General features: G+C 64.5%; 16 protein-coding genes. 6 read left to right on the top strand and 10 right to left on the bottom strand.

The window, feature by feature from the left end:
* Positions 1 to 15 precede the first annotated feature (15 nt).
* Both H7687_RS02280 and H7687_RS02275 read left to right on the top strand, forming a co-directional pair.
* Positions 16 to 1,239 (top strand): multiheme c-type cytochrome, encoded by a 1,224-nt coding sequence (locus H7687_RS02280; protein ID WP_183344680.1) that lies wholly within the window; start codon positions 16 to 18, stop codon positions 1,237 to 1,239.
* Between the two features lie 204 nt (positions 1,240 to 1,443).
* A complete protein-coding gene (locus tag H7687_RS02275) occupies positions 1,444 to 1,863 on the top strand; it encodes a hypothetical protein (protein ID WP_183344678.1) in 420 nt (139 codons plus the stop codon).
* Positions 1,864 to 1,954: 91 nt separating this feature from the next.
* Here H7687_RS02275 and H7687_RS02270 read toward each other — a convergent pair whose 3' ends face one another.
* On the bottom strand, positions 1,955 to 2,104 hold the full coding sequence (locus H7687_RS02270) for a hypothetical protein (RefSeq protein WP_183344676.1): 150 nt from the start codon (positions 2,102 to 2,104) through the stop codon (positions 1,955 to 1,957).
* Between the two features lie 172 nt (positions 2,105 to 2,276).
* On the opposite strand from H7687_RS02270, the gene H7687_RS02265 reads away from it, so the two are divergent.
* Positions 2,277 to 5,015, top strand: a complete 2,739-nt coding sequence (locus tag H7687_RS02265; RefSeq protein WP_183344673.1) for a phosphoenolpyruvate carboxylase — start codon at positions 2,277 to 2,279, stop codon at positions 5,013 to 5,015.
* A gap of 182 nt (positions 5,016 to 5,197) precedes the next feature.
* Positions 5,198 to 7,621: a methyl-accepting chemotaxis protein gene (locus H7687_RS02260; RefSeq protein WP_183344672.1), complete on the top strand. Its 2,424-nt coding sequence runs from the start codon at positions 5,198 to 5,200 to the stop codon at positions 7,619 to 7,621.
* A gap of 131 nt (positions 7,622 to 7,752) precedes the next feature.
* Here H7687_RS02260 and H7687_RS02255 read toward each other — a convergent pair whose 3' ends face one another.
* Complete coding sequence (locus tag H7687_RS02255) at positions 7,753 to 11,685, bottom strand: multicopper oxidase domain-containing protein (protein ID WP_183344670.1); 3,933 nt, start codon at positions 11,683 to 11,685, stop codon at positions 7,753 to 7,755.
* A gap of 43 nt (positions 11,686 to 11,728) precedes the next feature.
* Complete coding sequence (locus H7687_RS02250; RefSeq protein WP_183344661.1) at positions 11,729 to 11,947, bottom strand: hypothetical protein; 219 nt, start codon at positions 11,945 to 11,947, stop codon at positions 11,729 to 11,731.
* Between the two features lie 470 nt (positions 11,948 to 12,417).
* Between H7687_RS02250 and H7687_RS02245 the strand changes: the two genes are divergently transcribed.
* The gene (locus H7687_RS02245) at positions 12,418 to 13,257 is read left to right on the top strand and encodes an alpha/beta fold hydrolase (RefSeq protein ID WP_183344659.1); all 840 of its coding nucleotides are present in this window, start codon (positions 12,418 to 12,420) and stop codon (positions 13,255 to 13,257) included.
* Positions 13,258 to 13,465: 208 nt separating this feature from the next.
* Here H7687_RS02245 and H7687_RS02240 read toward each other — a convergent pair whose 3' ends face one another.
* From H7687_RS02240 to H7687_RS02230, 3 genes are all read right to left on the bottom strand, one after another.
* The gene (locus tag H7687_RS02240) at positions 13,466 to 14,635 is read right to left on the bottom strand and encodes an aminotransferase (RefSeq protein WP_183344657.1); all 1,170 of its coding nucleotides are present in this window, start codon (positions 14,633 to 14,635) and stop codon (positions 13,466 to 13,468) included.
* A 221-nt stretch (positions 14,636 to 14,856) separates the two neighbouring features.
* The gene (locus H7687_RS02235; protein ID WP_183344655.1) at positions 14,857 to 15,930 is read right to left on the bottom strand and encodes a type IV pilus twitching motility protein PilT; all 1,074 of its coding nucleotides are present in this window, start codon (positions 15,928 to 15,930) and stop codon (positions 14,857 to 14,859) included.
* 24 nt (positions 15,931 to 15,954) lie between these two features.
* The gene (locus tag H7687_RS02230; RefSeq protein ID WP_183344653.1) at positions 15,955 to 17,613 is read right to left on the bottom strand and encodes a GspE/PulE family protein; all 1,659 of its coding nucleotides are present in this window, start codon (positions 17,611 to 17,613) and stop codon (positions 15,955 to 15,957) included.
* 347 nt (positions 17,614 to 17,960) lie between these two features.
* On the opposite strand from H7687_RS02230, the gene H7687_RS02225 reads away from it, so the two are divergent.
* Complete coding sequence (locus tag H7687_RS02225; RefSeq protein ID WP_183344645.1) at positions 17,961 to 18,965, top strand: hypothetical protein; 1,005 nt, start codon at positions 17,961 to 17,963, stop codon at positions 18,963 to 18,965.
* On the opposite strand, the gene H7687_RS02220 is transcribed toward H7687_RS02225, so the two are convergent.
* The 4 genes from H7687_RS02220 to pdxA form a co-directional block, all read right to left on the bottom strand.
* Complete coding sequence (locus H7687_RS02220) at positions 18,955 to 21,399, bottom strand: sensor domain-containing diguanylate cyclase (RefSeq protein WP_183344643.1); 2,445 nt, start codon at positions 21,397 to 21,399, stop codon at positions 18,955 to 18,957. The genes H7687_RS02225 and H7687_RS02220 overlap by 11 nt on opposite strands.
* A 13-nt stretch (positions 21,400 to 21,412) precedes the next feature.
* The gene (locus tag H7687_RS02215) at positions 21,413 to 22,486 is read right to left on the bottom strand and encodes a response regulator (protein ID WP_183344635.1); all 1,074 of its coding nucleotides are present in this window, start codon (positions 22,484 to 22,486) and stop codon (positions 21,413 to 21,415) included.
* Between the two features lie 359 nt (positions 22,487 to 22,845).
* Positions 22,846 to 23,823, bottom strand: coding sequence for a transglycosylase domain-containing protein (locus H7687_RS02210; protein ID WP_183344633.1), 978 nt, complete (start codon positions 23,821 to 23,823; stop codon positions 22,846 to 22,848).
* A gap of 166 nt (positions 23,824 to 23,989) precedes the next feature.
* Positions 23,990 to 25,015, bottom strand: a complete 1,026-nt coding sequence (gene pdxA, locus H7687_RS02205) for a 4-hydroxythreonine-4-phosphate dehydrogenase PdxA (RefSeq protein WP_183346014.1) — start codon at positions 25,013 to 25,015, stop codon at positions 23,990 to 23,992.
* Positions 25,016 to 25,267: the final 252 nt, after the last annotated feature.

The following is a 25,267-nucleotide window of genomic DNA, read 5'->3' as shown; positions in this document are numbered from 1 at the left end:
AGAGGAGGTAATTGCATGATTCATGGTTTGAAGAAACTGGGAGGGGCGCTGGCGCTGGTGCTGATGCTGGCCGGGGCGGCCTTCGCCGGGAAGAGCAACTGTATCACCTGTCACGAGAAGGTGACGCCCAACATCGTCAAGGACTTCCTGTCCGGCGAGATGGGCAAAAGCGGCAGCGTGGACTGCTCCAGCTGCCACGGCACCGCCCACCAGAGCGCCAAAGACGTCGCCAAGGTGACCATGCCCACCGAGAAGACCTGCAAGGAGTGCCACACCAAGCAGCATGACCAGTACGCCTCCGGCAAGCACGCCCTGGCCTGGGTGGCCATGGACGCCATGCCGACCAACAAGATCCAGCCCCACGCCTACATCCAGGGGATGAAGGGGTGCGGCGGCTGCCACAAGGTCGGCATCCGCGACGACAAGTCCCGCGCCGACGGCCAGTACGGCTCCCCGTGCAACTCCTGCCACACCCGCCACAAGTTCAGCAAGGCCGAGGCCAAGAAGCCGGAAGCCTGCCGCACCTGCCACATGGGCTTCGATCACCCGCAGTGGGAGATGTGGTCCAACTCCAAGCACGGCTCCATCTACCAGATGGAAGGTGACACCGGCCGCGCCCCCACCTGCCAGACCTGCCACATGGGCGACGGCGACCACAACGTGATGACCTCCTGGGGCTTCCTGGCCCTGCGTCTGCCGGAAGAAGACGCCGAGTGGATGGGCTACCGCGTCACCATCCTGAAAGGTCTCGGGGTCCTCGACCCGGCAGGCAAGCCGACCGGGCGCCTGGAACTGGTCAAGGCGGGCAAGGTGGCTCGTCTCACCAAGGAAGAATGGCAGGCCTCCCGCGACAAGATGGTCGGCATCTGCAGCAAGTGCCACAGCGCGACCTACGCCAAGACCCAGCTCGGCAACGCCGACCAGATGATCAAAGAGGCCGACAAGCTGATGGCCGAGGCGATCACCATCGTCGCCGGCCTGTACGAGAAAGGGATCGTCAAGCCGCAGCAGGGGCAGCCGGCCTACCCGGACCTGCTCACCTTCTACGACACCAGGACCCCGATCGAGCAGACCCTGTACGTGATGTTCCTGGAGCACCGCATGCGTGCCTTCCAGGGGGCGTTCCACATGAACCCCGACTACGTCACCTGGTACGGCCTGGCCGAACTGCAGAAGGACCTGGTGGAGATCAAGGCGGAGGCTGCCTCGATGATCCGCGAGTCCGGCCACAAGAAGTAGCGCCAGCAGACAAGCAAGCAGTCCCTGCAGCGGGGCGTCACCTGACGCCCCGCTGTTTTTTGCGCTACCCGACCTTCACATCAGCCCCAGATTGTCACGTCAAACAGTCGGAAATTTCGCAACCACTCGAAGGAAAAGTCACATTGCACACGTTGATATCAGGGTTACACTCAGTAGGTTTCTATCAAAGTGCGGAGGTGACTTATGGCGAAGAAGTTTTTGCTGGCAATCACGATTCTTTCTCTCATCGGCGCCTGTGCGGTTTCCCGCGTAAAGCAGGACTCCAACCCCGCTTACAGCGCCCATAACTTCAGCAATCACGAAGTCGATGTCTCCTGGAAAGCTGAAAACACGGACAAGGGGGTACGCATCGACGGCACCCTCAAGAACGTGCGGCCGGATCTTCCCTACACCTCCCTGCAGTTGACGGCAAAGCTCAAGGATGAAAGCGGCAAGGAGATCGGCAAAGGGACCAAGAACTTCGACGGGCGCTTCACGGGAAGCGAACCTTTCAGCATCGAGATACCGGTGGCCCGGCCGGACAGCGTGAAAAGGGTGGATTTCTTCTACTCCTACGGCACGACCGAGGATTTCCACCGCAACGACTTCAGCAGCGTACCCTAGCCTCCAACAGCAACAACCAAATCCGTAACCAAAACGAAGGCCCCTGGCAGCAGCCAAGGGCCTTTTTCATATCCTACTTCAGCTTCGGGCCCTACCGAGGTTTGTCACGCCTCCAGCCACGCCACTCGCCGTGACCCAGCGCCTTGAAAAAACCGACCACTACTTCGGCGGGGATGACCAGGAGCCAGATGGTCAGGATGACCGCTATGATGATCAGGAGCACGAGCAGTAACGTTTTCATAATGAGCCTCCTTTGCCTCCCTTAATAAGACCTTACCATAAGGGTATTCACATGAACAAGCCGCCCCTTCCCCGCACGCCATTCACAGCGCGGCAATCTACGGTATCATTCATCTCTGGCGCTCCGACCGCCACCCCCTCCTCGTCAGGGGAGACCTTAATGAGGTGCCCTCATGCCCGTTACCGACGCGGCGATACCGGAAAAACTGCAGCGCGACCTCGACTACCTGATGGACTGCCTGGCCGAGATGTTCAACGGGCTGGGCGAGTCGCAGCTCGCAGCCTGTCTCCCCAAGAGCGGGTCGATGGCCCCGTCGGAGGACTGCAAGTTCGTGCGGGCCTGGTCCATCGCCTTCCAGCTGCTCAGCATGGCGGAGGAGAACTTCGCCGTGCAGACGCGCCGGGCGGTGGAGAGCAGCCAGGGGCTGGTGGCAGCGCCGGGCCTTTGGGGACGCGTCCTGGAGAAGCTGAACCGCAGCGGTGTGCCGCAGGAGCAGATAGCGGAACTCCTGGGACAGATCAGGGTGGAGCCGGTGCTGACGGCCCACCCGACCGAGGCCAAGCGTGCCTCGGTACTGCGACACCTGCGCGAGCTCTACCTCCTGCTGGTCAAGCGCGAGAACACGGTCTGGACTCCCCTGGAGCGGGACGACATCCGCGAGGAGATCGTCACCATGCTGGAGCGGCTCTGGCGCACCGGCGAGATCCACCTGGAGAAGCCGCAGGTCCTGAACGAGCTGGCGGCGATCATCTACCACCTGCGCGAGATCTTCCCCCAGGTGATCCCGATCCTGGACAAGAGGATCTGCCGCGCCTGGCGCGAGGCGGGACTGACGAGGCCCCTGTCGCCGCTCGCCGACCGTCTGCCCCGGGTCTCCTTCAGCACCTGGGTGGGTGGGGACCGCGACGGCCATCCCCTGGTGACGGCCGAGGTCACCCAGGCGACGCTGAAGGAGCTGCGGCTGAACGCGTTGATGCTGATCCACGGACAGCTCACCACCCTGGGGAGCAGGCTCAGCATCTCCCGGCTGCTGCTCCCCCCTCCCCAACAGCTCACCCGTCGCCTGGAGACGCTGGCCGCGCCGACCGGGGCCCTCGGCATCGAGGCGCTCAAACGCAACCCGGAGGAGCCCTGGCGCCAACTGGTGAACCTGATGAAGGCGAAACTCCCGGTGGACGTCTCGGGGGGGGAGGAGACCCTTTGCGGCGATTCCGGCTCCCGCTACTGCCGCCCCAAGGAGCTCGAGGACGACCTGCGCCTGCTCAGGGACACCCTGGTAGCCAGCGGCGCCACGCGGCTTGCCCTAGCGGACGTGGTCCCGGTGCTGCGCAGCGTGGAGGTGTTCGGCTTCCACCTGGCCTCGCTCGACATCAGGCAGAACAGCGCCTTCCACGACAAGGCCGTGGAGCAGTTGCTGGCGGCGGCCGGGGTGGCGGAACGGGGCTTCTCGCAGTGGCAGGAGCCGGAACGCCTCGCCTTCCTCGATGGCGAGCTCGCCTCGCCCCGCCCCTTCCTGCTCCCGGGGGCCAAGCCGGGCAAGGAAGCTGAAAGCGTGATCAGCTGCTACCGGGTGCTCGCGGCCCAGATCCGGGATTACGGCCCGGAGTCGCTGGGCGCCCTGATCGTCAGCATGACCCGCTCACTTTCCGACCTGCTGGTGGTCTACCTGCTGGCGCGGGAAGCGGGGCTCGCGGCGCCCACCGCTGACGGGCTGGCCTGCCTGCTCCCCGTGGTCCCCCTCTTCGAGACCATCAAGGACCTGGAGGGGAGCGCCGCCATCCTGGAACAGTTCCTGGAACACCCCATGACCCGGCGCACGCTGGCGCAGCTCGGCGGCGGCAACCCGGTGCAGCAGGTCATGGTCGGCTACAGCGACAGCAACAAGGACGGCGGCATCATGGCGAGCCTGTGGGGACTGTACCGGGCCCAGGAGGCGATGCTCTCGGCCGCGCGACGCCAGGGGGTGCGGCTGCGCTTCTTCCACGGCAGGGGGGGCACCATCAGCCGCGGGGCCGGCCCCACCAGCCGCTTCCTGCGCGGTCTCCCCGAGGGATCGGCGTCCGGCGACCTGCGCCTCACCGAGCAGGGCGAGGTCATCTCCCAGAAGTACTCCAACCCGCTCAACGCCGCCTACCACCTGGAGCTGCTCCTCGCCGGGACCGCGGGCGTCAGCATCCCGCAGCGGGGCGGCCCGGGGCCGGGACACCCGCTGGAACCGGTGATGGACCGCCTTGCCGAGCGCAGCCGGTTGGCCTACCAGCAGCTGCTCAACAGTGACGGCTTCGTCACCTTCTTCCGCGAGGCCACCCCCATCGACGTCATCGAATCGAGCAGCATCGGTTCCCGTCCGGCACGGCGCACCGCCCAGGCCACCCTCTCCGACCTGCGCGCCATCCCCTGGGTCTTCAGTTGGAGCCAGGCCCGCTACTTCCTCTCCGGCTGGTACGGCATCGGCTTTGCCCTGGAAGAGCTCATGAACGAGGAGCCGGCCCTGTTCGGCGAGCTGGTGCGCAACTGCCAGAGCTGGACCGTATTGCACTACATCATCAGCAACGCCGCCACCAGCGTTGCCAGCGCCAACCTCACCATCATGAACAACTACGCCGAACTGGTGCGCGACCCGGCCATCCGGCAGCCGATCCTCGGCGCCATCGGCGAGGAGTACCGGCGCACGGTGCGCATGCTCGAGGAGATCTACGGCGGATCGCTGGCCGAACGGCGCGCCGCCGTGCACAGCTCGCTGGCCCGGCGCGAGGACGCCCTCAAGGTGCTGCACGAGCGCCAGATCGCCCTCTTACGCCAGTGGCGCCAGGACGCGGTGCGCAAAGACAGCGCCATGTCCGGGGGGCTCTTGTTCCGGCTCCTGGAAACGGTCAACGCCATCGCCGCGGGCCTTGGCACCACCGGCTGACCCGCCTGCTCCGCCCCCCTCTTCTCGGGACATTTCGCACCGCCCCCGCCATATATTCCTCATGAACTTCCCGATGATCCTTTCTTAAGAAATCCTGTGCTCCCGCCGAAAAGCCGTATTAGCTACGGGACAATACTTGCCGCCACAGGCGAGGGATTGTCACCCGCGAAGGGAGCCTTGCCATGACCATCAAGTCGAAGTTGATCCTGAACGCCGCGATCGTGCTGCTGGCTGTCGCCGCTGTCTCAGTCGCGAGCTTTCTCAGCATGAGCTCCATCAGGGGCAAACTCTCGTACCTCACCGAGAAAAGCACCCCTTTCCAGCTGCGCACCATGGAATTCCAGCGCGCCCTGCAGGGGGCCACGGCGGACCTGGTCAAGGTGGCCGCCGCCCACAACGAGGCGGACTTGGCCGCGGCCAGGAAAGAGGCGGAAAAATCGCTGGCCGAGGTGCGCGGCGCCCAGGAGAAACTGGAGTCGGTTTCCGGCGAGAAGCTGGAAGCGTCTGCGGAATTCGGCAGCATCGCCCAGGAACTGTATGCCACCATGTCCGCACGGTTGGCTTCGGAGCGGGAATCGGCCCAGGCACACACGCTGATCCTGCAAAAAGGTCAGGAGGCGAGCGCACGGCTCCAGGATCTGGAGGGGAAGGTGAGGGTGCTGCAGCGCTCCAGTTCCTCCGCCTACGCCGCCGCCAACGACGAGGCCGACAAAACGTCCAAGAATATCGCCAGCATCGAAACGCTCAAGGTGTCCCTCAAGGAGCTGAGGTTCCTCCTCTACGACATGCAGCGGGCCCCGGAGAAGAAGCAGATCGTCAACCAGTACGCGGGCGCGCTGAAAAAGGTGCAGCAAAACAGCAACATCCGGCACAACAAGCGGATCGGCGGCCAGTTCGCCGTGTTCACCGCCAAGGCGGAGCTGCTCACCAAGACCCTTGCCGAAGGAGGTGACCCGCGCCGGGGAGAAGCACAACTCAAAGAGGCGCTCGAGGCGCTGGGCGAGGTGGACGACGAGATAGAGGACGAGGTGGACAAGGCACAACTGCAGGTGGGCAGGATATCGGGCAAGCTCCCGGGCTACCTGTCGCGTGCCAACGCCGCGGTCGACGTCCTCTCCATCAACACCGAGCTGGTCTCCCTGGGCAAGTCGCTCGAGGGGCTGTCGGGACGCCTGTTCTTTGCCAACACCCCCGCTGAGTTGGACGCGGTCGCCGCCGAATTTGATCGCCGCTACGCGCGCCTGGGGCAGGTGGAGAAATCGGTCGCAGCACAGCTGAAGGCGGCCGGGGCCCAAGGCGAACTGCGCATCCTGGGCGGCGTGAGCGCTTCCCTGGCCGGCATCCGTGACACCGTCTTCGCGCAGAACGGCATCTTGGTCAAGCTGCGTCAGAAGATGCAGTTCCAGGAGAAGGCGCAACGGGACTCGGCCCGGTTGCGGGAGGTGGTGGCCAAGCAGGCCGAGAAGGGGAAAAAAACGGTCTCCTCCGCACAGGAGGGGCAGGAACAGGCGATTGGAACCGTGAACCGGACCATACGCTTCAGCATGACCCTGATCCTGGTCATCGCCGCCTGCACCGGTTTGTTGGGGAACCTCGTGGGCATGTGGATCTTCCGGAGCATCTCCCGTCCCATCCAGCAGCTGACCGCCCTGGCGGAACAGGCGGCGGAAGGCAACCTGGCGGTCAGCATCGCCGCAGGCGGCAAGGACGAGATAGGGCGGGTTCAGCTCGCCATGGCGTGCATGCTGGCCAGTCTCAGAAACGTGGTGGGAAAGATCGGTGACGCCACCTCCACCCTCGCCAGCAGCTCCGAACAGATGGCCGCCACGGCCGGCGTCCTCGAAGACGGGGCCGCACGCCAGGCGCACCGGGTCGAGGAATCGGCGCTCTCGATGTCACAGATGACGGCTACCACCGTCGACATGGCCCAGAACGCCTCGACCACCGCCGGCGCCGCCGATACGATGATGGAGATCGCGGTCGCCGGGAAACAGGCGATGCAGCAGACCACCGAGCAGCTGCAGCGCTTTGCGCAGACGTTTTCCGAGACCGCAGGGATGGTGGAACAGTTGAGCGGGCAGTCGGCGCAGATCTGCGAGATCGGGGTCCTGATCCGGGACATAGCCGACCAGACCAACCTCCTGGCGCTCAACGCCGCCATCGAGGCGGCACGTGCCGGAGAGCAGGGCAGGGGCTTTGCGGTGGTAGCTGACAACGTCAGGGAACTTGCCGAGCGCACCGCGGCGGCCACCGCCGAGATCGACCACACCGTGCGGGCGATGCAGGACAGCGTCAACCGCTCGGTACGCAAGATGAGCGAGGAACCCACCTCGGTCGGCACCATCATGAACCGGGTGCAGGGGACCGAGGAGGCCATCGACCGGATGGCCACCTACGTGGAACAGGTGCACGAGATGGTCCGGCGCATCGCGGTCGCGACCGAGGAGCAGTCGGCGACCAGCGTGGAGGTCGGCCAGAACGTGGATGAGATCGCCGAGCTCACCCGGGAACTCCGTGTGGCCTGCAGCGGCATTCGGCAATCCTCCGCCGGGCTTTCCTGTCTGGCCGGAGAACTCAAAGGGATGGTGGAGTGGTTCCGGGTCTGACCCGTCTCAAACTGCGGACAAAGCGAAGGCCCCCTTGCATCTGCCAGGGGGCCTTTTGCGTTGCTGCTGGTTGGGAAAAAATCCCCGGGGAGGAGGACCAGCACCTCCTCCCCAGGCAAGGACGGCTGATACTACGGGTTGGTGGTGATGGGGAACGGCGCAGCGTTCACCCATCCGGAGGAAACGATAGTGCCGTTGTTGGACCTGATCCGGTACCAGTAGTTGGTGTTGCGGGCCAGCCCGGTCTGGGTCAGGGTGGTCACCCCGGCATTGACGGTGACGCTGTTGAGCCCCTTGCTGAAGGTCGAGTTGGTGGCTCTCTGGATGGTGAAGCCGGTTTCGTTGCTGGAGAGGTCTTGCCAATCGAGGACCACGCTCCTGCTGTTGCCGCTGTTGGCGCCGTTGGTGGCGGTGAAGTTCCCCGGTGCCGCCGGCTGTGCCGGGAGCAGGATGGTCGGGGACACGGCGTACCCCGAGAGGCCGGCGACGTTCACGGCTGCTACGCGGTAGACGTAGGTGGTGTCGGTAGCCGACAGGGTCAGGTTGTCGGTGTAGCTCACGTTGCCGGTGTTGCTGCGGGCCGGGAGCGCGGCGATCTGGACGAAGGCGCCGCCGTTGACGGAGCGCTCGAGGACGAAGCCGGTCTCGGTGATCGCATTGTCGGTGAAGGTGATGGTGACCTTCGGTCCGGCAACCAGGGTCGCCGTCATGTCGGTCGGGTCAGCCGGTACGGTGCCGGTGAGAAGCGGTGCGGAAACCGACTTCACGGTCAGGCTCGGCATCTGCCCGCCGTACCCCACGGTGTTCTGCGCGACGACCTGGTACTTGGCGACCACGTTGGGGTTGTAGATCGCCGGGTCCTGCAGGGTCTTCACGCCGATGGTGTTGGCCTGGTCCAGAGGCGACGCGATGGTCCCGACGTTGGTCCAGGTGGTGCCGTTGGTGGTTTTCTGCACCAGGAACGAGGTCTCGGTGATGGAGTTGTCGTTCCAGGTCAGGGTGAGCCGCGCCTTGTTGCCGGAACCGGAGGTGGTGAAGGCGAGGCCGTCAGCCTGCTTCGGCGGCAGCGCCAGGGAGACCGGACGCATCATGTCCATCTCTTCGTGGCTCAGGATGTGGCAATGCCATACGTATTCCCAACCGAAGTTGACCAGCTGGTTGATGATCGGATTGGTCGGGTTGCCTAAGACATCGGTAGGCTCGAACATCGCGGTGGAGCCGGCCGGCATCATCGGGTTGAGCAGCCTGATGCTGTTCGGGATTTCGAACGGCAGCGTCGGGATGATCGGCCTCAGGGCGACGATGGTGTCCTCCAGCGGGCTGATGCGCACGGTGTCTTTCCAGCCGAGCTCGTTGGCATCCGGCGGGATGATGATGTTGTCCCAGGTCACGCGGTTGAGCACCTGCACGTCGTAGAGGTGGAAGTGGATCGGGTGGGTATCGACGCCGTTGTGGGTGATCTTCCAGATCTGGGTGCCGTCCTGGGTCGAGATCGGGGTGACGTTCAGGTCGCCCTTGGGCAGGTTGGTGCCGTCGATCAGTTCCGTGGCCGGGTTGACGTACGGATAGAGTGTGACGTTCTGGGCACCCGGGGCAGCCGGGACCGCTTCGATGCCGATGTTGGCGGTCATCCTGCCGAACTCGTCGAAGGCTACCGCGTTCATCTCGTCGTGCAGGGCCTTCGGCTCAAGCGGGATCTGCAGCTTCGTGGTCGGGGAGGCCAGCGTGTTGAAGCCGAAGAGGTCGCCGCCCTGGTCCGAGATGCGGGCGAAGCCGTCGCAGGACTGCTTGGTGCTGCCCGGTGCGTTGCAGTAGCCGGCGGCCGGGAAGTTGGTGCCGTAGGCGGAGTTGTAGGCGGCCTGGCCGACGATAATCGGATGCTGGCCGGATTCGAAGACGCCGGAGCCGTCGGCCTGGTGCGCGAACGCTGCCTGCAGCGCGGCGAGGTCGAAGGGTGCCGGGGTCACGGTCGGATCGGGCAGCGGGTTGACCCTGATCTGCATCACGGTCCTGGTGTTGGGGCCGTAGCCCGGGATTACGCCGGGGGCGCCGACCGGAGAGAGGTCGGGGGCGCCGGTGTAGTAGTCGTAGCTCGCCACGCGGGCCGGGTAGGCCGCCGGGGCGTCGTTGTAGAGGATCAGCGTCTGGCCGGCGTACTTGGAGAAGTCGACGATCACGTCCGCCCTCTCGGCCGGCGCCAGTGCCAGGGAGTGCTGGTCCACGTTACCCACGTCGAAACGGGTGGGGTCGGTGATCCAGGTGATGGGCTGCGGCGGGATCACCGCCGGCGCCGGGAGGAAGCCGCCCTCGCTGCCGATCTGGATCCAGTCCGGCCCTTTCGGGGAGAGGGTGGTGTCCGGAGTCGGGAACACGACGGGGTCGAGCTGCGCTGCTGCCAGTTCGGCCGCCTTGAAGGCCACTTCGGTGCCGCCGATCGGGTTGCCTTCGGCGTTGAGGGAGCTGCTGGCGGTGTTGACGTCGGCAACGTACATGTGCAGGTTGAAGAAGCGGTCGTTGGCGGCGTTCAGGATGCGCAGGCGGTACGCCTTGGGATCGACCGTGGTGTACGGGTAGACGGTGCCGTTGACCACCGGCGTGTCGTTGAACTGCTCCATGCCCACCGAGATGTTCGGGGTGCCCGGAATCAACTCAGGCTCGCAGAACGGGTCGGTCTGGTACTGCCAGGTGGTCGGGTCGTTCAGGTTGCACGGTACGGGAAGCGGCGTGGTGAAGGCGGTGGCCGGGTCCATGTTGTAGCGCGGGTTCGGGATCGGCGGGTACATCGGTTTTGCCGGGGGCCAGAACCAGGGGCCGTACATCCAGCGGCCGAAGGCGCTCATGCCGCTCGGGTCGCCCGGGTTTTGCGCCGGCATGTAAACGTGGTGGTACCAGAGGTTGCCGAAGCCGCCCCAGCGGTCGGCATCCCAGGTCGGGTCCTGGTCGTAGAGCTGCCCGGTGCGGGTGACCTTGTCGCCCTGCGGCACGAAGGTGCGGTCCTGGACGATGAGCGGGATGGTGCTGTCCGGCCCGGGGATGAGCCCCTTGCTGATCAGCGCCTGCTCGGTCTGGTCCTGGATCAGGTAACCGGCAGCCTCGCCGGCGTAGACGTTGAGGCGGGTGATGCCCCAGGAGTGGTCGTGGTAGAACATGAGACGCGCGCTCTGCTGGTTGGTGTAGAAGAAGGTCATGGCGCCGGGGCCCGGATCGGGCATGTCGGGGACGTTCTTCACGCTGACGCCGGCAGGCCAGGGCGTCATCTCGTCTTTGGGGGTGATCCACTGGTGCGGCGTGCCGTCGCTGATCCACGGGGTCACGCCGCCGTGCAGGTGCAGGGTGGCCCGGTCGTCCTTGAAGCACATGTCGGACTTGGGCCCGTCGGTGCACATCGGGTTACGCACCTGGTCGGTGACCGTACCGGAATCCATCGGAGTCATCATCGACATGGGGCCCATGCCGGAGCCCATCATGGTCGAGTCGACCGGCAGGAACAGGTCGCCGCCGGCGCCGGACGGCAACAGGTTGCGGAACAGTATCCGCACCGGGCGGTCCTTCTGCGCAACGATCACGGGTCCGAGGTAGTTGGGCGGTGTTACGCCGGTGTAGCCGGCGATGGATACGGTGCTGCCATCGACCAGGGCATTGGAGAGGGGCACCTGCTGGCCGGGGACCACCGTGGTGGAAAGCTGAACGTAGCCGCGCAGCAGGGTCGGCGGCAGGTCGGAATGCATCTTCTGGCGGTACTGCACGACGCCGATCTCGTAGTAGTCGGCATCAGGATAGGTGGTGGTGTCGGCGACTGCCACCGGGAGATACTGGCCCAGGTCGTTGGCGTTAGCCTCGCCTAAACCCGGCAAGCGGTTCACGAACTTCTTGATGCCGCCGGAAGCAGCACCCGTGACCGGGTCGACCGTCGGCAGCGGGCTCAGCGCCCAGTTGGGAGCCGGTCCGAAGTAATGAGGGACTTTCGTTTCGTCGATGGCCTGTGCTGGCGGGGGAGCCAGTCCCCACAGCGTGATCACCAGCGTTGCCAGGCACGCTACCAATGTCGTTCTCAGCCTGTCCATAACTTCCTCCTTTTCCACATATCAAGGTCGTTTCTGTGCTGGTTTACCTCTTCATCGCCTGTTGTCTCTTGGCATGCCCTTTCTTTTCCAAATCCTGCATTTTCTTGCTTCGATCCATCTTGGCCTGCGCTACCTTCTTGGCATTCTGGATGCCCTTCCCTGTCTTTGGAGCCGTTCCCTTCCCGGCCGGAGCAGCATTTGCGGCTACCGCCAACGCCAGGGTCAGTATCAGCCCCGCTGTCATTGTCATTAATCGCCTCATAACCGTTTCCTCCTTTGCGCCCTGTAGTTTTCACGTCACCGTTTTCGATCACAGGTCCAGTCCGTTTTGGCCGAACCAATGCCCAAGTAATTACAGGGACCGTGCCACAAGTCATAAAAAAAATTTTTCTCAATTATTCGGTTACTTGCAGCCTGAACAGGCGCAACTTCGGACAGTGACGGCTGTCGCGAGTTGGAAGTAATGCCGGAAGCGAAATGAGTGCAAACCCGCGTCAGTCATAGTTTCAGGGGCGCCGAGTGCATTTAAATGCAAGTGCAAGTTTTTTTGCACCCCTTCACCCGGCAGCCGATCGCGCCAGTGTCACGCACTGCGCCCGGCTAAACCTCGGCGGCCGGGGCCTGATTTGACTTGTCCGCGAAATGCTGTATCTGAACACTTTGCGCCGGATTCGATTGCCGGATAACCGCTAGCTGACCACCGGAAAAGGGTGCGTAGGTAAGGAGGTTCCGATGAGTTACATCACCGTGGGGAAGGAGAATTCGTGCAACATCGATCTGTATTATGAGGACTTAGGGGAAGGGCAGCCGGTGGTGCTGATCCACGGCTGGCCGCTGAGCGGCAGGTCATGGGAGCGGCAGGTGCCCGCCCTGCTGGAGGCCGGGTATCGGGTGGTGACCTACGACCGGCGCGGCTTCGGACAGTCCGGCAGGCCCGCGACCGGCTACGACTACGACACGCTGGCGGCCGATCTCAACATGCTTTTGAACGCGCTGGACCTGCGTGACGCGGTGCTGGTCGGCTTTTCGATGGGAGGCGGTGAGGTGGCGCGCTACCTGGGGCGCTACGGCAGCGAGCGCATCCGGAAAGCGGTGTTCATGGCGGCGGTGACGCCGTTTCTACTGAAGAGGCCGGATAACCCGGCGGGGCTGGATGGCGACATCTTCCAGGGGATCAGGCAGGGGATCAGGAGCGACCGGCTCTCCTTTCTGACCAGTTTCCTGGCCAACTTCTACAACGTGCATGCCTTCGGGGGGAAGAAGGTGAGCGCAGAGGTGCTGCGGCTGAGCTGGGACATCGCGGCCATGGCCTCACCCATCGCCACGCTGGCCTGCGTGCACTCGTGGCTTACCGATTTCCGGGACGACCTGTTGAGCATCAAGATCCCGACCCTGGTCATTCATGGCGACGACGACCGCATCGTCCCCTTCGCCGCCTCCGGGAGCCGTACCCATGAGGCAGTCGAGGGAAGCCGTCTCATCGTCGTTGCCGGCGCCCCGCACGGCCTCAACTGGACCCACGCCGAAGAAGTGAACGACGGGTTGATCGATTTCCTGCAAGAAGCGCTGTAAAACCAGGAGAAAAAAACAAAACCATTGGCCACGGAGAAAATCTGAGGAAATCTGAGAACACCTAAAAGCGAAAGGCTTTTGGGTGTTGAACCTTTAAAAGGTTTTCTCAGAGGTCCTGAGATGTGCTCCTTGCCAATGGTTTTGTTTTTCCCGTTTAAAGGTTTTCTCCGAAGTTCTCAGATTTTCTCCGTGGCTAATGGTTTGGGTTTCAGGTTTGGAATTCCCGGAACCTCTGCACCGCCTCGGGGATGACCTCCTCCTTGATGTTCCCGAAGGCGAGCCTCAGATACCCCTCCAGCCCCGGCCCGAACACCTCGCCCGGCAGAAGCAGCATCCCCGACTCCTCGACCAGCCGCCTTGCCACCGCACGGCCGCTCTTCCCCGCACAGGGATGCGCCACCCAACCGAAGAAGGGACCGCTCGCCACCAGCCGGAACGGGTTGCCGGACTTAGCCATCTCGGCCCGGAACACCTCGTGGCGCCGCTCCATCATGACCCGGTTTTGCGCCACCCACCCGGAAAGATGCTCAAAACCGTACTGCACCGCGTGCTGCGTGACCCGGGGCTGGCACACCGCCATGGTGTCCTGGGCCTTCAGGGCATGCTCGATGAACCTGGCAGATGCCGCCAGCATCCCGGCACGGTACCCGGTGAGCGCGAAGGTCTTGCCGAAGGAGGCAATGTGCACGAAGTGGTCGCCCCAGTCAGGGTCCCGGAACAGGTCGTGAGGCCGGACGCCGCCGGTGATGAAGCTGTTGTAGGTCTCGTCGAGCACCAGCGCCACGTTGTGGCGCCGCGCCAATGCATGGAGCTCGTCGATGGTCTCGGACGGGGTCACCGCTCCGGTGGGGTTACTGGGGGTGACCAGGAGGATGGCGCGCGTCCTGGCCGTGATCAGGCCGGCGATGGTGGCGGGGTCGGGGAGGCCGCCGCTCGTTTCGTCGAAGGGGGCGAAGACGCAGCGAATGCCGAGGACGGCGAGCGCCATGGGGTGGTCGAAGTAAGCGGGCAGCTGCACGATGACCTCGTCGCCCGCCCGGCACAGGGTCACCATGGCGAGCCAGAGCGCCTGGCTTGCCCCGATGGTGAGACAGATCTGGGAAGGGTCGATGCGGGCGTCGTAAAGGCGCCGGTAAGCGCGGCAGACCGACTCGCGCACCTCGGGGAGCCCCTCGTCGATGCTGTAGCGCGAGGTGAGCGGGTCGCGCATCACCAGTTCCAGGTGGTCGATCAGTTCCGGCGGGGGCGGGTAATCCGGGATCGCCTGGCAGAGGTCGATCAGTGCCAGCTTCGGGTTCGCTGCCGCCAGCCACCCCTTCACCTCCGAGATCGGCGGCGGGTGGACCCTTTCGATCAGTTCCGACACGGGAAACTTCATCTACGTCCCTCCTAAAAACAAAAAACCATTGGCCACGGAGAAAATCTGAGAAAATCGGAGAGAGGCGAAAAAACAAGACTTCAGGTTAACCCCAAAAGCTGTTGTCCCTGTGCCTTTCTCAGATGTTCTCAGAAGTTCTCCCTGCCAATGGTTTTGTAGTTACAGTCCTTTGGTTTTCTCCGAAGTTCTCAGATTTTCTCCGTGGCCAACGGTTTTTGCCTTTAATGCTCCTGCGGCGGCGCGGTCAGGTACTGCTCGAACTGGCGCTTGTCCTGGCAGCAGCGGTAGGCTTCCTCGGGTGACACGCGCTTGGTCTTCAACAGGTCCAGGATGTGCTGATCCATGAGCTGCATGCCGTCCTTCCTGCCGGTCTGCATGATGGAGGGGATCTGGAAGGTCTTGCCCTCGCGGATCAGGTTGCCGATGGCCGGGTTCCAGACCATGATCTCCTGCGCGGCGGCGCGCCCCTTGCCGTCCGCGGTCTTCAGAAGCTGCTGGCAGACGACCCCCTTGAGCGACTCGGAGAGGATGGCGCGTACCTGCTCCTGGGCGTCCTTCGGGAACACGTCGATGATACGGTCCACCGTCTTCGCGGCGGAACTGGTGTGCAGGGTGCCGAAGACGAGGTGACCGGTCTCGGCGGCGCTCATGGCGAGGCTGATGGTCTCCAGGTCGCGCATCTCGCCGACCAGGATGACGTCCGGGTCCTCCCTGAGTGCCGCCCTGAGCGCGCTGGCGAAGCTCTGGGAGTGCTCGCCGATCTGGCGCTGGTTGAACAGCGACATCTTGTTCTCGTGGATGAACTCCAGCGGGTCCTCGAGGGTCAGGATGTGCTCGCGGCGGGTGCTGTTGATCAGGTCGATCATGGCGGCCAGGGTGGTCGACTTGCCGCTCCCGGTGGGGCCGGTGACCAGCACCATCCCCTTCCTGAGCTTGGTCATGTTGCGGATGCCGTCGGGGAGCCCCAGGTCGTCGGCGGACAGGATCTTGCTCGGGATGATGCGGAACACGGCCGCGATGCCGCGATGCTGCATCATGTAGTTGCCGCGGAAGCGCGCCAGCCCCGGCACCGAGTAGGCGAAGTCGAGGTCGTGCGTCTCCTCGAACTGCTCGCGCTGCTTGGGGGTCAGTATCTCGTACAGGATCGCCTTCAGCTCTTCATGGGTCAGAGACTTGAAGTTCTGGCGTTCCATCTCACCGCGCAAACGGAAGATCGGCGGGGACCCCGAAGAGAGGTGCAAATCGGAAGCTCCCGCGTCGTTTAGCAGCTTGAATAGCGCATCAATCCTTGCCATGTGTTCTCTCCGTCACTGTATCCATCACAGTATTATTGAGGCAACGTACTCGCCGGGAGCGATCTCGCCCCGCTCCAGCAGCTCGGCCCCCTCCTCCGCGATGCCCCGGAAGCCGTTCTCCCTGAGGTAACGAACCAGCTCGTCGCTGTCGCGGATCATCTCCAACGCCTCCAGGAGATCCTTGTCAAAGCGGATCACGTCCAGGAGGTACTTCTTGCCGCGGTAGCCGGTCTGGTCGCAGGTGGGGCAGCCGGCCGGGCGGAAATACGCCCGCTCGCCGGGAACCAGCCTGAGCGCCGCCAGTTCCTCGGGCGCCGGGGTGTAGCGCTCCTTGCAGTCGGGGCACAACAGCAGCGCGCAACGACTGGAAACGATCCCCTTGACGTGGGTGGGGATCAGGTAGTTCTTCTGGATCAGGTAGATGAGCTGCTTGAGCACCTCACCCTTGTTGGCGTGCGACATCCCCGCCACCACCAGCTTGCCGCGCATGACCGCTTTGCTCGCCGCTACGAAGGTGGAGAAGTCGGTCACGTCCTCGATCACCAGGACGTCCGGGTCGTGCTCCATGGCCGCGCCGATGATGGCGGCGTTGTCCTCGCAGCTGCAACGGACGCTGGCAAGGCGGGGGAAACGGCTCTTGCCGCGGCCGAGCCGCTCGCCGATCAGCAGCACGTTGCGGTCGGCATGATCGCAGGAATCGAGGAAGAGGTCGATGAGCCGGCTGCGCTCCTCGGAGGAACGGCCGGCGAAGAGGACCAGCCCGTCCCTGGCGGCGGCGAGGGCGGTCAGGTCGTCGCGCTGGCGCGGGGTGAGCCCCAGGTCGTCCATGGTGGTCAGCTGCGGGGCGACGGTGTGCAGCCGCAGCGTCACGTACTCGCCGCCGTCGCCGGCCATGAGGAGCGCCTGGAAGGGGATTTTCTTCCCCTGCCAGAGGAACTTCAGCACGCCGCTGACCGCCCCCTCCCCCTCGGCGGGGAGTCCCGACAGGCGCCGGATGCGCTCGGTCAGGCGGGGGTAGTGGGTCATGGCGAGCCTGCCCAGTTCGATGCTCTTGTGGCCGCTGCGCGCCGCGACGCGCACCTGGTCTCCCAGGGGCTGCAGGGCGACGCCGGAAAACTTCTTCTGCACCACGCGCAACAGCAGGTGGTTCAGGAGCATGGCGCCGGTCAGGTCGGCGTTGACCGCGGCGAGGACGTTGGCGCTGAACTGGCCGGAGCTGAAGCCCAGCTCCGGGTGGCTCACGTCCGGCCCGTACAGGATCTCGTGCATCTCCCTGATCTCGCGGATCAGGCCGACCGAGATGTTGACGTTGCAGCCGGAGACGCGCGCGAGCTCCTCGATGGCCTCCTTGTTGAGCGGGTCGGCCATGGCCACCGACAGCTCGCTGCCGATGAGCACCACGGGGCAGAGGCTGTGGCGCCTGGCCAGCTGGGCCGGGACCTTCTCCACCGCGGCGGGGTCGATGTTTTCCTTCTTGAGTCGTACGTAGGGGATGTTCAGCTGGTTGGCGAGCGCCCAGTCGATGTCCTCCTGGGTGACCACACCCATCCGGACCAGCGCTTCGCCGACCCGGCATCCCGACACCTTCTGCGCCTCGAGGGCGGCCCTCAACTCGTGCTCGGTGATGATGTGGGATTTGAAGAGTACCTCACCGATGGACCCTTCCTTGACAAGCCCGTTCATTGCATAACCTCCAGGATGCTGCAGATGGCCGTGCCAGGGGCAAATGTACCCGAAAACAAATCAACTGACAATGACAATGGAGCAGACAAATCGATTGACAATTGACAATGGACAATTGACAATGCCTAGGCTGAATTGACGATGATGCCGAGGCGGCAGGATAGTTGGAAGTCCGCGCTGCCAGAAAGCGCCATACCCCGGATGGTTACCTCGATCAAGCAGAACCTCAACGCAGATCCCTTCCCGCTTATCTGTCAGTCGCGTTGCAAGTCACTGCCATCATTACTGAAAAAGACCACGCGTTGTCAATCGCCAATTATCGATTGTCAATTGAATAAGGAGTTTGCATGCAAAGAAAAGCCATCGCCCTGCTCTCGGGCGGACTCGATTCCACCCTCGCCGTCAAGGTGCTCCTGGAACAGGGGATCGCCGTGGAGGCGCTCAACTTCACCTCCCCCTTCTGCACCTGCACCGGCAAGAACGCCGGCTGCAAGTCGGAGGCGGTGCGGGTTGCGGAGGAATTCAAGATCCCCATCAAGGTGATGAACAAGGGGGCCGACTACCTGGAGATCATCAGGAACCCCAAGCACGGCTACGGCAAGGGGATGAACCCCTGCGTCGACTGCCGCATCTACCTCTTGAAGAAGGCCAAGGAGTACATGGAGCAATCGGGGGCCGATTTCGTGATCACCGGCGAGGTCCTTGGACAGCGCCCGATGAGCCAGCGCCGCGACACCCTGCGCGTCATCGAGCGGGAGAGCGGCCTGGAAGGGCTCCTGCTGCGCCCCCTCTCCGCCAAGCACTTCAATCCCACCATCCCGGAGCAGGAAGGGTGGGTGGACCGCGACAAGCTCCTCTCCATCTCGGGGCGCTCCCGCAAGGAGCAGTTCGAACTGGCCGAGGAACTGGACGTGAAGAACTATCCCTGCCCGGCCGGCGGCTGCCTGTTGACCGAGCTCTCCTTCGTGGGCAAGATCCGCGACGTCTTCGACCACTCGGACCAGCTGAACCTCAGGGACTTCCGGATGCTGAAGCTGGGCAGGCACTTCAGGATCGGGCGCCGCACCAAGGTGGTCATGGGGAGAAACGAGGCCGAGAACGAGCTCTTGGAGCGCGCCATCCAGGCCGGTGAGGCCGCCCTGCGCTGGAAGGAAGGGAAGAGCCCGCTGGCGGCGGTCATGGGCGAGAGCTCGCCGGAGCTTCTGGAGCGCGCCGCGCAGATCCTTTTGCGCTACACCAAGGCCGAGCCCGGCGCCGCCGCGACCATCGCCGTCACCTGCGACGGCTCCGAGAGCGAGTTCAGCACCACCAACGCCCTGGACGAGGCCGCCGTCGAGGCCCTCAGGCTGTAGCCCCTTCCTGTATGCCGCTTCCCTCCCCCTGTTCCGGGGAGTGGAAGCGGTACACGTTCTTTCCTTCCTGCTTGGCGCGGTACATCGCGCCGTCCGCCGCACGCACCATCCCGTCCAGATCGTCGCCGCAGTCCGGGTAGATGCAGACCCCGATGCTCACCCCGACGCCCGCCTCGTCCCCCTCCACCCGGAAGGGACGGGCAAAGGCCTGGATGATCCTCTCCGCTACCACCGCAGCGTCCCGGGGCTCGGCCATCTTGGTGAGGATGATGGTGAACTCGTCCCCTCCCATGCGCGCCACCATGTCGCAGGCGCGCACGCAATCCTTGAGCCGCTGTCCCGCCTCCATGAGCACGGCGTCCCCCGCGGCATGGCCGAAGCGGTCGTTGACTTCCTTGAAGCAGTCCAGGTCGAGGTACATGAGCGCCATCGGGTGGTGGTAGCGCTTCGCCTCGGAGAGCGCGTGCTTGAGGCGATCGAAGAACAGCACCCGGTTCGGCAGCGAGGTGAGCGAGTCGTAGTGGGCCAGGCTCTCCAGCCGCGCCTTGGCCAGCTTGCGTTCCGTGATGTCCCGGAAGATCACCTGCAGCGCCCGCTCGCCCCGGTAGACGAAGGGCCCCACCCCCAGCTCGACCTCTATGCTGGTCCGGTCGTTGCGCAACAGCCGCTCCTCGATCCAGGGCGCGCTGCTCTCCCCCTGCTCCGCGTAGCTCACCTGCTCCAGGAACAGCGGTATCGAATCCCGCTCGATGAACTCCAGCATCTCCCGCCCCATGAGCTGGTCCGGGGACTGGCACCCCAGCAGTTCGCTGCCGGCGGGGTTGATGAAGACGAAGCGGCGGCCGACCAGGATGGCGATGCCGTCCAGCGAGAGTTCCACCAGGCGCCGGAAGCGCTCCTCGCTCTCGCCGATGGCCTCCACCATGTTGGTCAAACGCTCCTCGGTCTTGGCCTTCACGGTCACGTCCTGCAGGGTCTCGATGGCGGCCACCACGTTCCCCTCGCTGTCCCGGATCGGCGCGGCATCGAAGCAGAGGTAGCGCTGCTTCCCCTTGAGCCGGTACCACCCCTCGGCACGCAGCCCTTCCGGGATCAGCTCCGAGTCGGCGTAGCAGTCGTAGAGGTCGGCCATCTCGTGCAGCGTGCCGTCCACGACGACGTCGGCCAGCATGCGGCGCTGCTCGCCGTAGAAGGCGCGCCACGCCTCCGCTTTCCCCACCTGCTGCTCGGCGCCGACGCCGGTCAGCTCCTCGATCGCCTTGTTCCAGATGATGACCCGGTGCTCGGCGTCGATGACGAAACAGGGGAGCGCGCTGTGCTGCAGGAGCTGTACGGCGAACCCCTTCTCGTGCTCCAGCCGTCTCCTCTGGCTGGTCAGTTCCTGCATCATGGCGTTGAAGGCCTGCACCAGCTCGCCGATCTCGTCCCGGCTCTGCAGCGGCATCGGTTCGAAGGAGGTCCCCTCCCCCATGCTGCGCACCCTGGCGGCAAAGGTCAGCAAGGGGGCGGTCAGGCGCCCGACGAAAAGCCAGACGAAGATGAGGGCCACGGGAAGGAGCGCGGCCAGGCTGTACAGCACCAGGGCGCGGGCGCGGTAGATCGGCTCGTACGCCTCCGACAGCGGGCGCTCCGCCGCCAGGATCCACCTGGTCGACTGCAGCCTCTTGAAGGAATAGATGCCGGCAACGCCGGAGGGGCCGGTCATCTCGCCGCTCCCCTCGTAGCCGCCGATGACCCGGTCCAGGAGTTCCTGCTGACCCGCCGGCGGCAGCGGCAGCGGGATCCGGTCCCGGTTCGGGTGCACGATCATGCGCCGCTGGTCGTTGAACAGGAAGAAGTTGCCGCCGTCACCGACCCGCAACCGCCCCAACCGGCTCAGGAAGTTTTCCTCGGCGAGCTCCACCCTCCCCCCCAGCACGCCGATCAGGGTGCCGTCCGGCCCCAGCACGGGGGCGGTGAAGACCACCAGCAGGGTCCCGCGCGCGGAGATCAGCGGTTCCGAGATGTACGGCTTTCCGGAGGCCACCGTGCGGATGAAGTATTCGCGGCTGGAAAAATCCTTGCCGAGGAAAAGGGTCTGCCCCGGGGCGGAAGCGAGCAGGATTCCCTTGGGGGAGTAGAATCCGGTGCCGTCGGTGAAGACCTGGTGCAGGTCGAGGCGGGAGTCGAGGAAGTATTGCAGGCGCTGCGGATCGGCCGCCAGCGAGGGAGGGATGCTCATCGCCACGGCGGCCAGTTCCCGCTGCGCCGACGCGATGCGGTCATCCATGTTGGCGGCCATGGCGGTGACCACGGAATACTGACGGCTGGCCATGCTGGCCTTGAACTCCTTGACGAAGAACATGAGGCCGAGCCCGGCCACTCCCGTGCTCACGATGCCGATCAGGAGCAGGACCACCAGCGCCAGTTTTATTTTCAGGCTGAACCTGACCATTGCTTCTTGGGAACTAATCGTTATGGGTGGCGTAGATAGTGGCGAAATCCGCGGCCGCCGCGTCGAATGCCTCCAGCACCTGGGGATCGAAGTGGTGGGGCATGGTCCTGCCGTCTCCCTTGGTGATGATCTCCACGGTCCTTTCGTGGTCCAGCGCAGGTTTGTAGACCCGCTTGCTTCTCAGGGCGTCGTACTGGTCCACCAGCATGACGATGCGCCCCTCCATGGGGGTGGCGTCGCCCACCAGTCCGCGCGGGTAGCCGGTGCCGTCCCAGCGTTCATGGTGGGTGTTGGCGATGGAAGCGGCCATCTGCAGCACCAGGTGGTTGGAGCCGGCCAGGATCTTGCCGCCGATGGAGGTGTGGCTCTTCATGATGCCGAATTCCTCGTTGGTGAGCGGGCCCGCCTTGAGGAGAATGGCGTCCGGGATGCCGATCTTGCCGACGTCGTGCATGGGCGAGGCCATGGCGATGCCGTCCACGAACTCGCGCGGCATGCCGAGCTGCTCGGCCAGCCGCTTGGCGTAAAGGCCGATGCGGGCGATGTGCTTGCCGGTGTCCTCATCCCTCAATTCGGCCGCCGCCGTCAGCCTCTCGATGGTCTCGCGGCTCATGCTGCGCATCTGCACCAGCGCCTCGCCCAGTTCCCGGGTCCGGTCCAGCACCTGGCGCTCCAGCTCCGCCTTGTAGTTCTTCTCCACCAGCAACAGTCTCTGGTAGTTGATCCCCTTTTCCACGGCGTAGATCAGGTAGGGCGTCTTGAAGGGCTTGATGATGAAGTCGAAGGCACCCTTCTTGATGGCCGAGACCGCCATCTCCAGCTCCGCGTAGGCCGTCATCAGGATCACCGGGATGTCCCGGTCGAACTCGTGGATCTGCTCCAGAAGCTCGATGCCCGACATCTGGGGCATGTTGACGTCGGTGAGCACCACGTCCGGAGGCGACTGGCGCAAAAGTTCCAGGGCGTCCATGCCGTTCGAGAACGGATGCACCTCGAAGCCGCTCACAGAGAGGAGCAGCGCTACGCTTTCCAAGACATAAGGGTCGTCGTCTACAAGGACGACGCGGCCTGATATAGCTGTTTCCATCACACTTCTCCAGTAGCTTGTGACGCAGATTCGTCTTCTTGGTAGTTTTCGGCAGATTTAATGGGAACTTGAGGGGGAGAATTCTAAGACAAGGCTAAGCGAGGGGGAGAGCCGATGATGGGAGTGATGGGAGTGATGGGAGTGATGGGAGTGATGGGAGTGATGGGAGTGATGGGAGTGATGGGATGCCGGGATGCCGGGATGGCGGCCGTTTCCCCTCGCCCTCCGGGAGAGGGGTAGGGGTGAGGGCATTGCCCCGAGGAAGTGCAGCAACCTGGGGTGTTGGCCATTGCAGCGCCCTCACCCCGGCCCTCTCCCGGAGGGAGAGGGAGGGGGGGCGTGAGGTTATCGACTCGCTGCTACTGCTTATCCTGTGCGGGCGCGGCTTCCTTGGCGGGTACGGCGCCTTCCTGCGGCTTCTCCGGCGCGGGTTCCCCGGCGGCCGGCGGGTGCTGCTCGGTCGGGGCTCCTGCGGCGGGCGCGGCAGGCCCCTGCTCCGGCTGTTTGTCCAGCCCCTGCGGCACGGTTGCACTGGTGTGGTTGGCCATGACCTCGACCTGCTTGATACTCTCGTCGACCTTTCTCTGCATCCGGCCGATGTTGGGCATCTCGGCCAACGCCGCCTGGTACTCGCCGGAGGAAAGGACCCCCTTGTTGGCCAAGAGCCTGAGGATCATGTTGGAACGCTTGAGCACCTTGTCCAGGTTCTTGTACGGGTTGTAGGCGACGCGCGGCCCCGGGAGCATGGCCGCCAGGAAGGCGCATTCGCGCGGGGTGAGCGCGGCCGGGGACTTGCCGAAGTAGTAGCGCGCCCCGTGGCCGATGCCGTGTACCATGGGCCCCAGTTCGATCACGTTCAGGTAGAGTTCGATGATGCGCCCCTTGGTGATCTCCTGCTCCATGCGCTTGGCCAGGTAGAGCTCCTTCGCCTTGCGGGTCAGGGTCTTCTCCCGGGAGAGGAACAGGTTCTTCGCCACCTGCTGGGTGATGGTGGAGGCGCCGCGGGCGAAGCTCTGCTTCTCCAGGTCGTACTTGATCGCCTCCTTGATCGCCTTCACGTCGATCCCCTCGTGCTTGTAGAAAGAGGCGTCCTCGGCGAGGATCACGGCCCACTTCATCTCCGAGGGGATCTGGGAAAGGGGGGTCCAGTAGCGGTTCTTGGGACCGACCACCAGCGGGTGGTAATTGCCCTGCCAGTCCTTGACCTGGATGGTCATGTTGGTCTTCTTGTCCTTGAGCGCGGTGACCGGCGGCAGGAAAAAGAGCGAGACGGCGACGTAAATGGCGTACACGGCAAAAAGGCCGGCGCCCCAGAGGAGGTATTTCTTCCATTTCATATCAGCGGTTCCTTTCGTACATTCCCCTCCCCCCCTGGCGGGGGAGGGTCAGGGTGGGGGGGAAGGCGCAACCAGCGTCGCAGATGGCAGCTTCACCCATCCCGTGGTCCACAATCCCCTCTCCCTCTGGGAGAGGGTCAGGGTGAGGGGATTCTGCCGACATCCCTCACCCGCCCTTCGGGCACCCTCTCCCGGAGGGAGAGGGATCTTGTATCGCGTCGTTGCTTCCCGTCTGCGCCATCTGCGCGGCCATGACCAGGGCGGCCTTCATGCTGGCGGGACTGGCCTGGCCGGTGCCGGCCAAGTCGTAGGCGGTGCCGTGGTCGACGGAGGTACGGATGATGGGGAGGCCGAGGGTGACGTTGACCCCGTCGTCGAAGTGCAAGAGCTTGAGCGGGATGAGCCCCTGGTCGTGGTACATGCAGACCACGGCGTCGTAGCCTCCCTGGGCGGCGAAGTGGAACAGGGTGTCGGCGGAGAGGGGCCCCACCGCGTCGATCCCCTCTTCCCGCGCCGCGGCCACCGCCGGTGCGATGATCCGGCTTTCCTCGTCGCCGAACATGCCACCCTCGCCGCAGTGCGGGTTGAGGGCCAGCACGGCCAGGCGCGGGGCTTTGCAGAACCAGCGCGACAGCGATTCGTTGGTGATCCTGATGGTGGCCAGGACGCGGTCGAAGGTGACGAGCTCCGGCACCTGGGCCAGCGCCTCGTGGATGGTCACCAGGGTGACCCGAAGCCGGTCCCCCGCCAGCATCATCACCACCTCGTGCCCGCCGGTCAGTTCCGCCAGCAGTTCCGTGTGCCCGGGAAAATGGTGCCCGGCGCTGTTCAGCGACTCCTTGTTGATAGGAGCGGTGGCCATGGCCGCCACCGTGCCGTCCATGCACAGTCTCGCCGCCTCGCAGATGTAGCGGTAGCAGGCGTCGCCTCCCGCAGGGCTGGGGCGTCCGTAGACCATCTGGTCCGGTTGGAGGGCGGAGAGTTCGCGCAGATAGAGGATTCCCGGGGCCGGGTCGGCCGGGGGGATGAGGTCCGGGGCGGAGACGATGGAGAGGTTGGCGCCCGCCACGGCGATGCCGCGCTCGATGGCGCCGCGGTCGCCGAGGATAAGCGGCCGGCAGAGCGCCGTAACGGCGGGGTCGGCCAGGGAGGCGGCGATGATCTCCGGCCCGATGCCGGAGGGATCGCCCATGGTGACGGCGATGATGGGTTTGTCCAAATCGTTCTCCTTTCACGGCGGCTGGCAGGCAGGGGCAACGCACCCTCACCTGGCGGCAGGCGGGGGCAACGCCCTCACCCGGCCTTCGGCCACCCTCTCCCGGAGGGCGAGGGTACCCCCCGGAGGCCATCACCTAGCTATCACCTAGCTATCACCTAGCTATCACCTAGCTATCACCTAGCTATCACCTAGCCATCTCCAAAGACGCGCCGTCCACCCCCTCGC

Source organism: Geomonas paludis (genome assembly GCF_014193585.1).
Taxonomy (GTDB): Bacteria; Desulfobacterota; Desulfuromonadia; order Geobacterales; family Geobacteraceae; genus Geomonas; species Geomonas paludis.
This window is presented reverse-complemented; position numbering and strand designations above follow the sequence as displayed.

Bases quoted from the DNA above. Each gene is read 5' to 3' on its own strand.
- H7687_RS02280 (WP_183344680.1), top strand. From the start codon at position 16: ATGATTCATGGTTTGAAGAAACTGGGAGGGGCGCTGGCGCTGGTGCTG.
- H7687_RS02275 (WP_183344678.1), top strand. From the start codon at position 1,444: ATGGCGAAGAAGTTTTTGCTGGCAATCACGATTCTTTCTCTCATCGGC.
- H7687_RS02270 (WP_183344676.1), bottom strand. From the start codon at position 2,104: ATGAAAACGTTACTGCTCGTGCTCCTGATCATCATAGCGGTCATCCTG.
- H7687_RS02265 (WP_183344673.1), top strand. From the start codon at position 2,277: ATGCCCGTTACCGACGCGGCGATACCGGAAAAACTGCAGCGCGACCTC.
- H7687_RS02260 (WP_183344672.1), top strand. From the start codon at position 5,198: ATGACCATCAAGTCGAAGTTGATCCTGAACGCCGCGATCGTGCTGCTG.
- H7687_RS02255 (WP_183344670.1), bottom strand. From the start codon at position 11,685: ATGGACAGGCTGAGAACGACATTGGTAGCGTGCCTGGCAACGCTGGTG.
- H7687_RS02250 (WP_183344661.1), bottom strand. From the start codon at position 11,947: ATGAGGCGATTAATGACAATGACAGCGGGGCTGATACTGACCCTGGCG.
- H7687_RS02245 (WP_183344659.1), top strand. From the start codon at position 12,418: ATGAGTTACATCACCGTGGGGAAGGAGAATTCGTGCAACATCGATCTG.
- H7687_RS02240 (WP_183344657.1), bottom strand. From the start codon at position 14,635: ATGAAGTTTCCCGTGTCGGAACTGATCGAAAGGGTCCACCCGCCGCCG.
- H7687_RS02235 (WP_183344655.1), bottom strand. From the start codon at position 15,930: ATGGCAAGGATTGATGCGCTATTCAAGCTGCTAAACGACGCGGGAGCT.
- H7687_RS02230 (WP_183344653.1), bottom strand. From the start codon at position 17,613: ATGAACGGGCTTGTCAAGGAAGGGTCCATCGGTGAGGTACTCTTCAAA.
- H7687_RS02225 (WP_183344645.1), top strand. From the start codon at position 17,961: ATGCAAAGAAAAGCCATCGCCCTGCTCTCGGGCGGACTCGATTCCACC.
- H7687_RS02220 (WP_183344643.1), bottom strand. From the start codon at position 21,399: ATGGTCAGGTTCAGCCTGAAAATAAAACTGGCGCTGGTGGTCCTGCTC.
- H7687_RS02215 (WP_183344635.1), bottom strand. From the start codon at position 22,486: ATGGAAACAGCTATATCAGGCCGCGTCGTCCTTGTAGACGACGACCCT.
- H7687_RS02210 (WP_183344633.1), bottom strand. From the start codon at position 23,823: ATGAAATGGAAGAAATACCTCCTCTGGGGCGCCGGCCTTTTTGCCGTG.
- pdxA (WP_183346014.1), bottom strand. From the start codon at position 25,015: ATGGGCGATCCCTCCGGCATCGGGCCGGAGATCATCGCCGCCTCCCTG.